Source organism: Ammoniphilus resinae (genome assembly GCF_017873965.1).
Classification (GTDB): domain Bacteria; phylum Bacillota; class Bacilli; order Aneurinibacillales; family RAOX-1; genus Ammoniphilus_A; species Ammoniphilus_A resinae.
Genome location: NZ_JAGGKT010000021.1, coordinates 21,033 through 36,262, shown reverse-complemented (window position 1 = coordinate 36,262; position 15,230 = coordinate 21,033). Strand labels below are relative to the sequence as shown.

The window sequence follows — 15,230 nt, the reverse complement described above, 5'->3', positions numbered from 1 at the left end:
CACTTTTGCCGGACTCCTAAAGAGGTATGGGTATTACATGCTCCCGTTAAGAGCAAAATCGCAACTTTTATTGATAGCAAGTGTTTTTTTGGATTTTGGTGATTTCCATAATTAAAGTGTTATAAGACTTTTGAAATCATTTCCGCTATAGACTTAACTTCTGGGACTATGTAGGGAATTTGATCCATCATTCTTTGGGAAGGTCCTGCAAGGCTTATAGCAGCAACAACTTTATCTTGATAGTTACGAATCGGAGAACTAATGGCTGAGGCACCGTCTCCCATTTCCTCATGAGTAGTTGCATATCCGCGATGTCTAATCAGTTCAATTTCCTCTTTTAATTTTTCCCTCGAGGCTAGTGTCCTTTCGGTAAACGGAATAAGTTGGACATGTTCAAAGTAATTGTCTAGCTCCTCATCTGTTAAACCTGATAAAAGTGACTTTCCTGTAGCGGAGGCATATAAAGGAAAGTTACTGCCAACTGGACGGACGACAATCAAAGTCTTATTTGATTCAATTTTTTCAAGAACAATCCCTTCATATTTTGAATAATCGATTGTTGTTAGATAAGAGGTCTCTCCATACTTCCCTGCTAATTCTTGCATATAAGGTAGTGCCACTCTTCTAATATCAATACTATTATAGATCTTCCGGTAGGTCCCCATGATATTCATGCTAGCTAGTCACGAATCCGAGCGATTCGCGACTTGACTTCCCCTATTTTTTGAATGTACCCTTATCAGAATCCAGCTAGTTTCCCTATTATCCCAGGAAATACCACAAACTCTTACGCACTTCCTCATGGGCAACAGATGCAGAAGGTTTTTTGATATTCTACGGCAACATTAAAGGAACCACCAGGATCGGCTAGAGGGGTAAGTGTTATCTCTCGCAAATCTTCCCATTGAATAATTAAGGGTTGGAAATTGAAGATCGTTCTATTCTCTGTGACCAGATCCGTTCGGAATGTGGCAGTAATCCCTGCGTTGCTGAGTACTGCTCCTTCTACTTGGGTGATACTAAGTCTAACAATAGTCTTATTATGGTTGGTAGTAAGATCTTGAAAGACGGTTCTAGAGCTACCTGCTGGTACCCCTATTGTGTTGTTGAATGTATGGGTATCAATTGAACATTGTCTCCCCTGGCAACAGATACAAAAGGTTTTGGTAACACTGAACTGAAAATTAGGTTGATCATCAGTATTATGAGTAGAACTGATTGTAATCAGCCTTGCATTTTCAACTTGCACGGAGGTTTCATTGCTATCGAGTGCTGCTGGCTCATCCGGATTTGGCGGCACTATAATCGGATCGGGATCATCGGAATCTGTGTGAATTGTGACGGTAAAGGTTTCTGTGATAGATAAATTTCGAACTGTAAAAAGTATTTTATTATGATTCATTGTTGTATCTTCAAAAACCGTTACAAATGGGTTGTTTACATCAATAGTCCCTATTATTGCAGAGGGGGTATGCGTTGCTGTAAAGCATTTTGGCCCTCTTATGCCCATATTGGTTCTCATCTCCTATTAAAATTTGTTAATAGGGTATGAAAAAGTGTTATGTATAGGAACGGTATTCGGCCATAGTAATGGTGTATTTTCCGTGTTTTTTCCCCGTTCAGTGCCTCCTGATCAGCCTTTCTCGTTTCCTCGGTTAGGGAAACTTTGTGAATTCTCCCATCTTAATAGTATTTGGCTAATCGGGACTCTCTCCGCCTGCTTCTACCTCGGTGATTCGCTATAACCGTTGATCGTTGTTAAAGATAGCTCATCCCTTTTCCATTTGTTTTTGTCTTCGAGACACAATGCAGCATGGCTTTTCCCTGACGGAAGGACTAACTGATCCTCCTCCCGTTGCAGAACCACGGCCTGTTTTTGCTCGTCCCAAATGGTTGCGGGGACCATCATATGGCCATTCTGTGAAAAAGTAATGGTTTCTAATTCATGTCCATCAATAACGAAACGAGTCATTTCACAACGCTTGTGCTCTTTCTCCAAAGATTCATTTTCATCTTCCACTTTATTCTCCTTTTTGAGAAGTATAGTACGAAGATGTAATCTACCTATAATTTATTTATTAACAAATTATGAGCATATTGGTATCCGAAATAATCCGCTGAAATATGTTTATCTATTAGTTTTGACTTGAATAAAATATATAAAAGGCGAGCTGAGGTGATAGGAAGGATGGGTAATCGAATTAAGAGAAGTATTTTTAAAAAATTGAGCGGGAGGATTAAACGCCTTATAAAAAGTAGTAGTGTAATAGGATCAGGAAAGTGGAGAGTCGTTTATGATATTAGTCACGATAAGGTGTTAAAGGTAGCTAAGAGACCTAAAGGGATTAAATGTAACAAAAAAGAAGGTAGAATATATAAAAAGGCTTCATCTTCCGTAAAAAAACACCTTGCCAAGGTGTTTGATCATGGAAGGGGTTGGATCATCATGAAAAAAGTAGATACACCGTTTCCAGATTCGAAAAAATACAAGAAAAGGTTGCTAAAACTTAAACGTAAGTTTAAAAAACATGGGATTAAACCTATAGATATCACTCGCAACCGTAAACCTAAGGCGGATAACTTACGTCTAAGAAATAGGAGGATCATCGTTATCGATTATGGTAATTTTAAACTCAAAAGAAAAAAGTAACGATCACGCCCCTGACCAAAGGAGTTCGTTACTTTTTTTCTGCTTGCATTGCAAGTTAAGATACACGCTCACGCAAGCCTGTTCGAACAGGCTGAGTTGACTTTTGCTTTTGCAACATCCTTACAAATAGATTATTAGACAATAGGGAAATAATGATAAAGGCGGTACCAAGTAGATCGAATATCGTTACGGGATTCCCTTGAATAACCGAAATGAAGAGTGTTGTAACAGGAACAAAATTAATAAATAGTAATGCATTTAATGGGGATAATAGACTTACCCCGATGTTCCAACCAAGCAACGCAATGACACCAGGGAAAAGGATCATAAACAGCAAATGCGGACTTGCCGCTTTGAGGTCTTCTCCTGATGGCGCGGTGATCGATCCAGCAAGCGTTGCAACTGCGACAATTACAACGGCTGTGATCGTCCCAAGTAAACAGCTTAACGTGGAATACCGTAAAGCAGACCAACCGCGAAACTCACTGCCGCCCATCGTGTAAATCACCCAGCCAATTACGGCAACCAAGATGAGCAAGGAAGGTACAAGATGCTCCGTCGTACCAAGAAAGGCTTGAAGATCCCCTTTTGTAATCACGAACACGGCACCAATAAAGGAAACGAGCACACAGATTAATGTGAAAGGATGGGGGCGCTTTTTATACATCATCCAGCCAATCACGATTGAAATCATCGGCATCAGCGACTCCATAATGGAAGCCACCATCACGCCTGATTTCCCTAATAAATCTTCTCCCCAGAAAATAAGTAGATTATAAACCGCGAACGCCATGGTACCGAAAAACCATAAGGGAAGGACTTTTCCTTCCCATCGAAAAGCCTGCTTTCCTTCTTTCCATAATAGGATGGCTACCAGAATGATCGTAACCGATCCATAACGAATGATTGTAAAATAAAAGGGATCAATATGTTTGAAAGCTGCATGTGCTACAGGAAACATGGCTCCCCACGATACAGCCGCGATAAAACATAAAAAGGCCCCTAACAATACACTATTTCTCACTTTCCCTCTACCTCCGACTCTAAGTTGACCTATACATCATCTCCTTATAAGGGCATCCTGTAAAATGAATAATAATAATGTTTATCATCATTTTTTTTGATATCATAGAAATAGAGATGAAAGGGAGGGTCGATCGTGGAATTTAAGGACTTAGAGATCTTTCAGATGGTGGCGGAAAAGGGGACGATTACCGAAGCGGCCAAAGAATTTAGTTACGTGCAATCGAATATTACATCGAGAATACAGAAGCTCGAAACGGAGCTGAATACTCCTTTGTTTAACCGGCATCGTCGGGGGATGAGTTTGACACCCGAAGGAAAAAAACTATTAGCTTATAGTAAAAAAATATTATTGCTAACCGATGAAATGAAGAAAGCTGTTCAAAGTAATCAAGAACCGTCTGGAAAATTGGATATTGGAACCGTTGAAACGGTCATACATTTACCAAAATTATTGTCTACCTATATTAAGAAATATAAAAATGTCGATTTGTCTTTATATACTGGTGTAACGGAAACACTAGAAAAAGAAGTATTGAATCATAAGTTGGATGGAGCATTCGTTACACAATCCAACTTTCATCCGGATCTTATTTCCCATGAAGTATTTCAAGAGGAGCTTGTTCTCATTTCAGACATGCGTGCCACCACACTGGAAGAGTTGAAAGAGGAACCGGTCTTATGCTTTAGTGAAGGGTGTGGATACCGGGCGCGTCTTAAAGCTTGGTTTAAAGACCAGGACGCCACCCCGCATAAAGTGATGGAATTCGGTACATTAGAAACCATCTTGCGTAGTGTGGCCGAGGGACTAGGCATTTCATTTGTTCCCAAGTCAGTCGTCACCCATATGGAACAAAGTAAACTCATCCAATGTCACACACTACCAGACCAATACAGTAAGATTAAAACGGTTTTCATCAGAAGAGCCGACATTTTCTTAACTTCAACCATCGAAAAATTTATTGAGACCATCGAAGCCAATCCTCAATGAGCCGATTTCCCACAGTAGGACAAAGCCACGGCAGCCATTGCTTTTGCGCTAATGAGCAACGATTTTTCGTTAATATCAAATTTCGGATTGTGATGGGGATAAAACGGACCGTCATCTGGCATGGCCCCGACATAGAAGAAGCAACCTCGCTTTTTTTGCAAGTAAAAAGCAAAGTCTTCAGATGGCGGCTGTGGGGTGGTTTCCGCTACTTCCGTCACTTCTTTTATATCCGCTTGTTTTAAAACTTGACTGACGTGTTCCGTCACTGCCGGATCATTATAGAGGACAGGATAATCATTGGAATATTGCAATTCCGTTGTCACACCAAATGTTTCGTCAAGTCCATGCGCTAATCTTCGTACTTCCTTTTCAACGATTTCCTTTGTTTCATCGGACATGTAGCGAACATTTCCTTCGAGTGTAACGGCGTCTTTGATGACATTGCTCACCCCTTTCCCATCAAAAGAACCAATGGTAACAACCGCTGTATCAAAAGGATTGATTCTCCGGCTAACGATAGTTTGCAGATTCATCACAAAAGAACTTCCCGCGACAATCGCATCATTGGATAAATGGGGGGAAGATCCGTGTCCGCCTTTCCCTTGAATCCGTAAGGTGAAATCCGCACGTCCTGTTTGTGTGTTGCCAGCATGGTAATAAATTTTTCCCGTTTCCATGGTGGACATCACGTGAATACCCAAGATCACATCCACATCCTCTAATACGCCGGCCTTCATCATACCTTGTGCACCGCCTGGAGATTTTTCTTCAGCCGGTTGATGAATGATTTGAATTGTACCTTCCAGTTCATCCTTCATTTCCGCCAAGGTCTCAGCCAGAATTAACATATAAGCTGTATGTCCATCATGACCGCATGCGTGCATCACGCCTGGGTTCTTCGAAGCAAATGGCAGTCCGGTTTCTTCTTTAATAGGAAGGGCATCAAAATCTGCCCGCAAAGCAATTGTTTTACCAGGCATCTTTCCGTTAATGGTCACGACGACACCATTCTGGCCGCCGAAATGGGTTTCGATTTTGTCGATATGAACGTTTTTGTAAAATTCCTCAATATAATGAGCTGTTTCTGTTTCTTCAAAGGAAAGCTCAGGATGTGCATGCAAGTAACGTCGAATCTCAATCATCCGCGATTCTTTTTGTTCCAATTTATCCATCATTTCCGTTAAAATCATTACGATTCCCTCCTCAATTTATGATTTTCCTCTGAAATGCTTTGGCAGATTCCATTTAAAGATCACCGAACACATCCTTAATGTTACAATGACGATCAAAAGAAGGAGAATTTCAAACGTACCATGGACCCAACCCAGTCCTACTACCAGCCCTGTTAATACCCCCCACGCAGCGTAAACCTCCGAACGAAAAATCATGGGCTTTCTTCCTGCCAAAATATCGCGTACCAACCCGCCGCCAACTCCGGTTAACGTCGATGCAATCATGACAGCGCTTAAAGGAGCCCCGCTTTGAACGGCATAGTTCGCACCTTGAATGGAAAAGGCCGCCAAACCAATCGCATCAAAAAAAGTTCCCCACTTGATCCAATATCTATTGACCATATTCGGTAATAAAAAAACGACAATAATAGCAAGAAGGGCAATTTCAAATAAATGATATTGTGTCCAAATCGTATGAACAGGAATTCCAATTAATACGTTGCGGATCATCCCCCCGCCAAAAGCGGTAGTCAACCCTAAGACGGAAATCCCCAATAGATCATAGTCCTCTTCCATGGCAATCATCGCACCGCTGATCGCAAAAGCAATCGTTCCAATAATATTAAGTATATCCCATGTCAAAATGATCCCCCCATTGCCCATACATATTTTTTCCTAAAAAAACAAATAAAACCTGATGTATCCAAACAAAAAAAGAGGCTTGCCGTTGCAAACCTCTTTTAGGACTTGAATTCTGACAGGAATGCGTGATTTTGGTCTGATCCAGTCAGGGAAAACCGGGATTCGTGACAGGAGTCCGGGGGGTTCAGCGCTCCCAGTCAGGAATCACTAGGATTCGTGACAGGCACCGGTGGAATTCCACGTTCCCAGTCACGAATAATCCGGATTCGTGACAGGCACCGGTGGTTTTCCACTCTCCCAGTCAGGAATCCCCCGGATTCGTGACAGGCACCGGTGGAATTCCACGTTCCCAGTCACGAATAATCCGGATTCGTGACAGGCACCGGTGGTTTTCCACGCTCCCAGTCAGGAATACCCCGGATTCGTGACAGGCGCCGGTGGATTTCCACGTTTCCAGTCAGGAATACCCCGGATTCGTGACAGGCGCCGGTGGATTTCCACGTTTCCAGTCAGGAATACCCCGGATTCGTGACAGGGCATGGTGATTCTCCACGTTCCCAGTCACGAATAACCTGGATCCGTGACAGGCGCCGATGGATTTCCACGTTCCCAGTCAGGAATACCCTGGATTCGTGACAGGGCACGGTGATTCTCCACGTTCTCAGTCAGCGCCAAAGGGCTCAGACCCCATCACTGAGATAAAGCGTTGTCTAGGGGGATCTTTGAAACGTAATTTGTAATCGTTTGCAATCCCGATTAAGTTTCCACCTATTTATATTACTTTCTAATCCAATCATGAAAATAAGGGTAGAAATCTACCCTTATCAAACTCCGGCTAGAAGTGCCCGATATTTAGACAATGCCCAGCAATTAGGAGCATCATTGTGCAAATACGTGATCACCAATTGTACCCGTTACTTCCCTTGTTCTGACCCACTTATTGTCCGTTTTATCAGGGTTGAAAAAAACGACGGCACCTTTGGAAGGGTCTTTCCCGTTCAGTGCCTCCTGAACAGCTTTTCTCGTTTCCTCCGTTACGGAAACTTGGTAAATTCGCTTGTCCTTTACAGGGGAATATTGATAGTATTTTTTCCCGTTTTGCTCAACGACTTGGAAAATCACATCCTTAATGGTATTTGGCCAATCCGGGCTCTCTACGCGATTAAGGATCGAGGCGGCGACGGCGACTTTTCCTTGATAACTCTCTCCGCCTGCTTCCGCCTCGGTAATTCGATAGAGCCATTTTATCTCATTCGATTGATTCTGTTTTGGTTTGATGGTTGTATCAATAGAAACCGCTTCCTGAGCAGGATCGAAATGAACGTTCATTCCTAGTGATTCAACAGCATAGCGAAAGGGGATATAGGTTGCATCGGCTTGGTTCATGATCGTTAAACCTATCTCATCTTTCCGCCATTTGCTTTGATCTTCGACATACAATGCAGCATGGCTCTTCCCTGACGGAAGGACTAACTGGTTTTTCTCCCGTTGCAGAACCACGGCCTGTTTTTGCTCGTCCCAGCCAACTGTCGTTCCAATTTTACTCAAAAATGTTGCGGGGACCATCATATGGCCATTCTGTGAAAAGGTGGTGGTTTCTAGTTCTTGTCCATCAATAACGACACGAGTCATCTCGGTCTGTTCCTGTGCAGAGATTATTCCAGGCAAAGATGTTAAACTACAGGTAAGTAACAACAAGGCTGCTTTTATACTCCATTGATTCTTTTTCATCTTCTACCTTCTTCTCCTTTTTCGATGATCTGATAGAATTATAGTAAGAAGATGTAGTCTGCCTATGATCTATTTATTAACGAATTATGAACATATTGGTAATCGGTTTATTAAGCCTACCGATGTTGCGCTTCATATGCAATCATTGTGAAATACACGAATCATGATGCAATCCCCGGAATAGATGATACTTGTTTTTTCCATATTTCTTTGCTAAATACATGGCATCATCTGCGTGTTTCATTAATGTTTTAACGTCTTGTCCATGTTCCGGAAATAGAGAGATGCCTATACTTGTCGTTACCCTTAGTTGATGGTGGTGGATGTGAAAGGGATTTTGCAGTTCATCTATGATTCTCTGTGAAACCTCGATTGCCTTTTCTTGATGAGTTTGTGGTAGAAGAATGATAAATTCGTCCCCTGCCAATCTCCCTACGATATCCATTTTACGAATACAATGTTTTAATCTGGATGCGACTTCTTGAAGTAACAAATCCCCTATATCGTGTCCGAAGGTATCATTTACGCTTTTAAAACCATCCAAATCCAAGAATAGAACAGAAAACGATTCCTGTGTCCCATTCTGTCCATGTTTAATGGTTGCAGTTAACCTTTCTTCCACGGAACGACGATTAGGCAAATGGGTGAGGGGGTCTTGATAGGCCATGTTCTTAATGATTTCATGTTTGTTCTTTTCTTCCGTAATGTCTAAGATCACCCCATCAATCCGGAGGACGTTCCCATATTGATCAACCAGCGGAACTCCACGATTTTGAACCCATCTTTCTTTTCCGTCGTGCCTTCTAATTCGATACACCCCAGTACCCTGAATACCCAAAAGGAATTGTTCATCTAGATCTTCTGCGATCCATTTATCATCCGGGTGAACGAGGCTCTTCCAAAGAAAAATTGACTTATCGAGGATCTCTTCGCGTGGAATGCCATAAAGTCTTTCTAGTCCCGCTGAAACTTGAAGGAGTTGTGTTTCCATATCCAAAGACCAAATTGCTACATCAAGATGATCAAAGATATTGTGAAGTTGTTCTTTCTTTATGGTGAGATCCCTGTTCACCTGTTTTAAACGTGTTCTTTCTGCCTTCAATTTTTGGATTAAATAGCCGATGGAAACACTCAATAGAATATTCGTAAAAGCGACTTCACCCATGATCACGAAATGATCATAAGAAATAACACCATCACTGTCGTCCATGATTTCCGTTAGGATATGAACCACGATGGTAAAAACGGTTGTCAGCATGCCACCTTGTAGTCCCATATAATAGGTAATCAATACCGATGAAATTAAACAGAGAAACCAAAGAATCGAAGCCTCCATTTCAACCAAAGGATCATCGGAAACAATAAATTGGGTGAGGATCGGAATGAAGTAGCTAAATAATACAAGGAACCATACTTTTCTAGGAATCGTGAGGAGATCGGATAACCTGACGATGGCGTTCATTATTAATGTCACCTCTTGGTAAAACAATGTTTGATGACCTGTATCTTTTCCCATGTATACAGGCCATCTACATGGTGGTAGTTCACACTTTAAACTTCGCGACTAACCCTTGTAATTCTTGGGCGAGGGTACTTAACGATTCAGCGGAGGCGGTGATTTCCTCCATGGAAGCTAGTTGTTCTTCTGAAGAGGCGGCCACAGTTTGCGAGCCTTCAGAGGCTTCTCTTGCCATGTGGACGAACTGCTCCACAGAGGCTGACACTTGTTGTGAATTTGCTGAGATTTGTTCAGATGTTGCCGATACCTCTTGAATTTGCTCATGAACTTGTTCCACCGAGCATAAGATCTGCTGGAACGCTTGCCCTGTTTGATCAATGACGGTCTTGCCAACACCTACTTCTTTGCTGCTGTGGTCTATTTCTTGGGTAGCATGTTCGGTATCCTTTTGAATTTCCCCAATCAAATCTACGATCTGACTCGCAGATTCCCGGGACTGTTCGGCTAGCTTTCGGACTTCATCGGCGACCACCGCAAATCCTCTTCCATGTTCCCCCGCTCTCGCTGCTTCAATGGCCGCATTTAAAGCCAGCAAATTGGTTTGATCGGCAATTCCCGTAATAACCTCAATGATTTTTCCAATTTCTTGGGATCGCTGTTGTAACTGTTGAATGGCCAATGTGGTATGTTGGGTTCCTTTTTCAATGGAATCCATTTGCTGGATCGCATGCTGAATGGATTGATTCCCTTGTTGGGCAAGAGCGGTCGCCTCTTGTGCAGAATCTGAAACAGTCGCAGAAGCTTCCGCTATATGTTGGATGCCTGATGATACTTCTGCCATCGCCTGAACGTTCTCTTGCGAACTAATAACTTGTGTTTCGGCACCACTCGCGACTTCCTGAATGGCAGAAGTAATATGATGGGTCGCCTGGGTAGCTTGTTCGGTCGTTGCTAATAATTCTTCGGAAGAAGCGGCCACATGCTCCGCGCTGCCTTGAATTTGCAGGATGAGTTGGCGCAGATATTGGGACATCCTATGAAAGGAACGAGCCAAATCTGCGATTTCATCCTTACTTTTTACATGGATTTGTTCTTGCGTTAAGTCACCTGCAGCCATTTTCTCTGCCGCAACAGCCAGTTTCCGTACGGGCCTAGAAATAGTTCGGCTGATATAGTACGCGATGCCTCCTCCCAAGAGTAGAGCCAGTATCCCTAACAGGATGAGATTAAATTGGATTTCCTTGACTCTGGCGGTCGTTTCCGCTCTTGCCTGCGTGAGTGCCTCATTTTGATAGTTCATCATTTCTTCTGCTTTGTCTCGGAAACCGATCACCAGAGGAGGCCCTTGGGTAGAGATGACCTCGATATAGCGGGAATTGTTCAACCCTTTTAAGGTAATCGTTTCCTCTGCTACTTGAATGTATTGATCGGTAAATTGATTTAGTTCTTGTAATAGTTTTTGATCCGTTTCTTTCACTAAAAGGGATTCTAATTTCTGACTCAGTTGATTATATTTGTCCTTTGCTTCTTGGTAACTAGAGAGACTTTCTTCGTTTCCAATGAGCAGATAGCCCCGGTTCGCTAATTGCATTTCCTTCGACACTTCGGTTAAATCACGGATCAGATTCATCTTCTGCACCCGATCATTCAGTAGATTTTCATAGGTATCTTGTGTCAGTTTCAGTTCTAGATAGGCAGATCCTCCCATCAATAACATGAGGAGGAGAACAGCGCCAAACCCTGCATACATTTTCATAGCAATCGTTCGTTTCATGAGAGATTCCATACTCCTTTTCTGACGTTAAAATCGGCCATTACCTTTCCTTCACCAGTGGAAGACTCGCTGGCCTTCCAAACAGATATCCTTGTCCATAGCAAACGCCTAGTGATTGAGCGATATCTAGCGTTTCAGCTGTTTCGATCCCTTCCAAAATTAATTGAACATCGCTTCCACAGAACCGGACCATTCTCTTAAGGCAATTTTGCTTTTCCTTCGATCGAAACAGATCTTCTGCGAACCATTTATCCAACTTGATGATATCCGGTTCTATCATCGTGAGTGCAGCTAAAGAGGAGCTTCCTTTCCCAATGTCATCCATGGCGATCCCATATCCCAATTCTTTAAGATAATGAATGATGTGCCTAAAAATAGACAGATCCTGAATCCTTTCTGATTCATTAATTTCCAAAACAATTCGTTTGTGTGGAACGTATTCATATTTCCATTCACATAATTGAGAGAATAGAAATGATCGATTTAAGGTAGAAGGAAAGATATTTAAAAATAATAGACCTTCTAGAACCTCCAAAGATGGATGGAAGGTTTCGATGGCATATCTGATCGATAAAACGTCCAATTCATATTTTTGCTTGTTCTTCATTGCGGTATTGAACAATGTTTCGGGATCACCATAAGGGGACCGCAAAAGAGCCTCATATCCAAGACATGAAAAAGAAGGAAGATGAAGAATAGGTTGAAAGAGGTGATACAGTTGATATTGCTGTTGGATCGGATGTAATAGATGTAGCAACATTTCTTTCACACTCCACCAAAAAGTTCCCTACCCCAATCACAAGAGAGAATCGTTTTATGGTCTTACGGCACAGAAGCTTTTTTCTCTTGCATAAACTGAACGATTAACCCATCCAGCTGCTGACTCATCATGACCACTTCATCATCGGTAAAGCTCCAATGATGACTCTCAGCCACGCGATTTAATTGTTCTTTTAGATGATCTATTTTTTTTATGGTGGTAGATTCGTTGGCATTCATGTATGGCACCTCCCAGTCCCGAATCAAAGGAATAAAGACTTTTCTTCCTTCGTTGTCGGTTAATTTTCTACCTATCCAATTCAGCACGTTGAGTAAACATAGTAATATTAGCCTATATACTTTGATATTTATGTGACATTTATCATATTTATGGAAAAGATGGGATAGTTGGCCAATATATATTTTAGACCTGAACCACGCACGTTGACAAGCAGCCAGCGAAGCGCGCCCACGCTATTAATTGGGACAAATTAGATTCTTGTATAATTATTCTGATAAACATGATATATTTTGGTAGATAGCATCTAAAAACGCAGCGAGGTGAAACGGGACTTGGTAGATGTTACTAACTTGATTGCAAATTTGCTCTGTGTGTTTTTACCTTTTTTTGCCCTAGAATATTGGGGAAACAAAACCGATAAACGGTTTCTAGGCGTTTCATGGAGTACAATTCTGCTAATCTCGACATTATTTCTATCCTCATTTTTATGTACATTGTTTAACTTCCAAATATCAGAGGGAGTCACTCTCAACCTTAGCATTGTGCCTTTGACCATCGGATTTTTTGTGCTTACATGGAGCAAGGGGCTCATTGTATTATTTCTGTATATCGTTTCCCAAATTATCTATTCCATCGTAAAACGTTCCCAAGGAGATCTTACATTAGAAGTTATTCAAACCGTTTTTTCCTCATTGCCACAAGGTTTATTCGTTATCCTCATTTTTGCAGTGGTCATGTACTTCTGCACGCTTTGGAAGAATGGAAAACCCTTTTCAGCGCAGGCTTCCGGGTTTATGTTCGGGTTATTGATTTATACGCTGTTTGATTACTTCTATATCAATTACCTAAAAAGTTTAGACCTTAATTTTTTGACCTTTGCAGGGTTTATCGTCGTCTTCAATTTTACATTTCTGATCGCAGTGCACATGCTTGTGAGTAGTCTCGAAAAAAAGAAAGCCGATCAAGAGATCAAGCTGCGTGAAGAAGTTTACAGGAGATTAGTAGAGGAATCGCCGGATGCGATTGCTATTTCCGTAAAACGACAGTGGAAGTTTATTAATAACTCCCTGGTTACTTTATTTGGAGGGGAGAGCAAAGAGCAACTGATTGCTATACCGTCTTACGACTTTGTACATAAGGATTATGTGGAAATGAATAAAGCACGCATAAGCCAAGTGGAAGCTGGCAAAACGGCGGAGCTTGCAGAGCAGGTTCTTTTAAAGTTAAATGGAGAGCCCTTCTACGGCGAAACCCTGTCCATCCCTACGATCTACGAAGGGGAACCTGCCATTCATACCATTATTCGAGATGTAACCAAAAGGAAAGAAGAACAGGCCAAATTAGTCCAAGCGGAAAAACTAAGTATGGCAGGACAGCTAGCTGCCGGAATTGCACACGAAATCAGAAACCCTTTAACCGCGATTAAAGGATTCGTGAAGATGTTACGAACAAATCCCAAAGATGAATATTTTGATATCATCTCAAACGAAATCATTCGAATTGAGGATATCATCACTGAACTATTAATGTTAACCAAACACAATAGAACAGAGTTCCAAGAAATAGATGTCACCCAAACGATCAAACAGGTGGTCACCCTGTTAGAGCCACAGGCGAACCTGAAGAACATTGTTTTTGAAACCGTTTACTGTGATAAGAAGACCAGGATCCTTGGTGATGAAAATAAGCTGAAGCAAGCGTATATCAATTTTCTAAAAAATGCCATTGAGGCCATGCCAAATGGCGGAACGATCCAGATAAAAACAGATTGTACCGAAGAAAATATGGAAATCGAATTTATGGATCATGGAATCGGAATTCCTGCAGAGAAATTAAAGAACATCGGGGATCCTTTCTATACCACGAAAGAAAATGGGACAGGCCTTGGATTCATGGTAAGCAGAAAGATTGTCGAAGACCATAACGGGCAACTGACGATTATGAGCACCGAAGGCAAAGGGACATCGATTAAAATCCTTTTCCCCATTGTAAAAGGAGTTCCATATGAGTATGTAGTATAAACGAAAGTGTCTTTAATCGATAGGAGGAAAATTGGACGGGCAGTGGAATGGATGAAAAATCGAAGGATCATAATCCTGTTTATTTGTTCCAAGGATAGTCTGGTGTGAGACTTCGGCTATTTTAACTACAGCAGCAAAAAGGGCCCAGAGAAAGTGCCCTTTAAATTGGATATCAACTAATCTTCCTTGGCACCAACAGTCTTCCGATAAAGGGGAGATTGAACAAATTCTTTATCTGTCATCAGATATTCATGACTTCTCATCATGGTAGTCTGGAATGATGCAGAAATATCTGAGGAGGAATATGCACATACTGACATAACTTTCATATCGTTCACGCTACAATCCGCAAGACGTTCGAATTCCATAAGTTTGCTTGAAATATCATCTTGTTTTTTCCATTCAACATGAGCCCATGTGCGGATATTAACGTTTTTGGAAAGAAAAGAAGTTACTAATTCACCGAAATGTTGAAGGATGCTTTGGATATGAAATTCTCCATAACAGCGATAGTATAAGTGATTATCATAATAATGAACCAATTTTTGTTCTTCTTCAGAAAGGAGCGCATTCATTCTTGTTTTAGCTTGATCCATTATATCAGAATTCTCTATGACCAATAAATGATGACCAAGTTTAACGCCAGCTGTAATATATGCCAAGAGGTTATTTAAATACATGTCTATATCTTCAAAAAAATATAGGATGTGAGTAGAACGTGGTACCTGCAGAAATTTTGTTAACTGGATCATCTTATTCACCTCGGT

The 15,230-nt window shown here is 41.5% G+C and carries 15 protein-coding genes; 3 read left to right on the top strand and 12 right to left on the bottom strand.

Going from position 1 to position 15,230, the window contains the following annotated elements:
• Positions 1-119: 119 nt before the first annotated feature.
• The 3 genes from J2Z37_RS21805 to J2Z37_RS21795 all read right to left on the bottom strand — a co-directional run bounded on the left by J2Z37_RS21805 (position 120) and on the right by J2Z37_RS21795 (position 2,020).
• The gene (locus tag J2Z37_RS21805) at positions 120-665 is read right to left on the bottom strand and encodes an IclR family transcriptional regulator (protein ID WP_425340345.1); all 546 of its coding nucleotides are present in this window, start codon (positions 663-665) and stop codon (positions 120-122) included.
• Positions 666-799: 134 nt separating this feature from the next.
• Positions 800-1,522, bottom strand: coding sequence for a hypothetical protein (locus J2Z37_RS21800; RefSeq protein ID WP_209812437.1), 723 nt, complete (start codon positions 1,520-1,522; stop codon positions 800-802).
• 201 nt (positions 1,523-1,723) lie between these two features.
• Entirely contained in the window at positions 1,724-2,020 is a 297-nt protein-coding gene (locus J2Z37_RS21795) for a hypothetical protein (RefSeq protein ID WP_209812436.1), read from the bottom strand.
• A gap of 168 nt (positions 2,021-2,188) precedes the next feature.
• Between J2Z37_RS21795 and J2Z37_RS21790 the strand changes: the two genes are divergently transcribed.
• Complete coding sequence (locus tag J2Z37_RS21790; protein WP_209812435.1) at positions 2,189-2,650, top strand: hypothetical protein; 462 nt, start codon at positions 2,189-2,191, stop codon at positions 2,648-2,650.
• Positions 2,651-2,705: 55 nt separating this feature from the next.
• Here J2Z37_RS21790 and J2Z37_RS21785 read toward each other — a convergent pair whose 3' ends face one another.
• Positions 2,706-3,674 (bottom strand): DMT family transporter, encoded by a 969-nt coding sequence (locus J2Z37_RS21785; RefSeq protein WP_209812434.1) that lies wholly within the window; start codon positions 3,672-3,674, stop codon positions 2,706-2,708.
• 135 nt (positions 3,675-3,809) lie between these two features.
• On the opposite strand from J2Z37_RS21785, the gene J2Z37_RS21780 reads away from it, so the two are divergent.
• Positions 3,810-4,664, top strand: a complete 855-nt coding sequence (locus tag J2Z37_RS21780) for a LysR family transcriptional regulator (protein WP_209812433.1) — start codon at positions 3,810-3,812, stop codon at positions 4,662-4,664.
• On the opposite strand, the gene J2Z37_RS21775 is transcribed toward J2Z37_RS21780, so the two are convergent.
• From J2Z37_RS21775 to J2Z37_RS21745, 7 genes are all read right to left on the bottom strand, one after another.
• On the bottom strand, positions 4,658-5,854 hold the full coding sequence (locus J2Z37_RS21775) for an amidohydrolase (protein WP_209812432.1): 1,197 nt from the start codon (positions 5,852-5,854) through the stop codon (positions 4,658-4,660). The two genes, J2Z37_RS21780 and J2Z37_RS21775, sit on opposite strands and share 7 nt — an antisense overlap.
• An 18-nt stretch (positions 5,855-5,872) precedes the next feature.
• Positions 5,873-6,478 carry a trimeric intracellular cation channel family protein gene (locus tag J2Z37_RS21770; protein WP_209812431.1) on the bottom strand — a complete coding sequence of 202 codons (606 nt, stop codon included), beginning with the start codon at positions 6,476-6,478 and terminating at the stop codon, positions 5,873-5,875.
• 879 nt (positions 6,479-7,357) lie between these two features.
• Positions 7,358-8,209: a cell wall hydrolase gene (locus tag J2Z37_RS21765; RefSeq protein WP_209812430.1), complete on the bottom strand. Its 852-nt coding sequence runs from the start codon at positions 8,207-8,209 to the stop codon at positions 7,358-7,360.
• Positions 8,210-8,351: 142 nt separating this feature from the next.
• Complete coding sequence (locus J2Z37_RS21760; RefSeq protein WP_209812429.1) at positions 8,352-9,671, bottom strand: sensor domain-containing diguanylate cyclase; 1,320 nt, start codon at positions 9,669-9,671, stop codon at positions 8,352-8,354.
• 82 nt (positions 9,672-9,753) lie between these two features.
• Positions 9,754-11,442: a methyl-accepting chemotaxis protein gene (locus J2Z37_RS21755; RefSeq protein WP_209812428.1), complete on the bottom strand. Its 1,689-nt coding sequence runs from the start codon at positions 11,440-11,442 to the stop codon at positions 9,754-9,756.
• A gap of 40 nt (positions 11,443-11,482) precedes the next feature.
• Positions 11,483-12,202: an EAL domain-containing protein gene (locus tag J2Z37_RS21750; protein ID WP_209812427.1), complete on the bottom strand. Its 720-nt coding sequence runs from the start codon at positions 12,200-12,202 to the stop codon at positions 11,483-11,485.
• Between the two features lie 62 nt (positions 12,203-12,264).
• The gene (locus tag J2Z37_RS21745) at positions 12,265-12,441 is read right to left on the bottom strand and encodes an aspartyl-phosphate phosphatase Spo0E family protein (RefSeq protein WP_209812426.1); all 177 of its coding nucleotides are present in this window, start codon (positions 12,439-12,441) and stop codon (positions 12,265-12,267) included.
• Positions 12,442-13,008: 567 nt separating this feature from the next.
• Here J2Z37_RS21745 and J2Z37_RS21740 point away from each other — a divergent pair.
• Entirely contained in the window at positions 13,009-14,463 is a 1,455-nt protein-coding gene (locus tag J2Z37_RS21740) for an ATP-binding protein (protein ID WP_209812425.1), read from the top strand.
• A gap of 176 nt (positions 14,464-14,639) precedes the next feature.
• Here the strand turns inward: J2Z37_RS21740 and J2Z37_RS21735 are convergent, their stop codons facing one another.
• Positions 14,640-15,215 (bottom strand): MEDS domain-containing protein, encoded by a 576-nt coding sequence (locus J2Z37_RS21735; RefSeq protein WP_209812424.1) that lies wholly within the window; start codon positions 15,213-15,215, stop codon positions 14,640-14,642.
• Between the last annotated feature and the right edge of the window lie 15 nt (positions 15,216-15,230).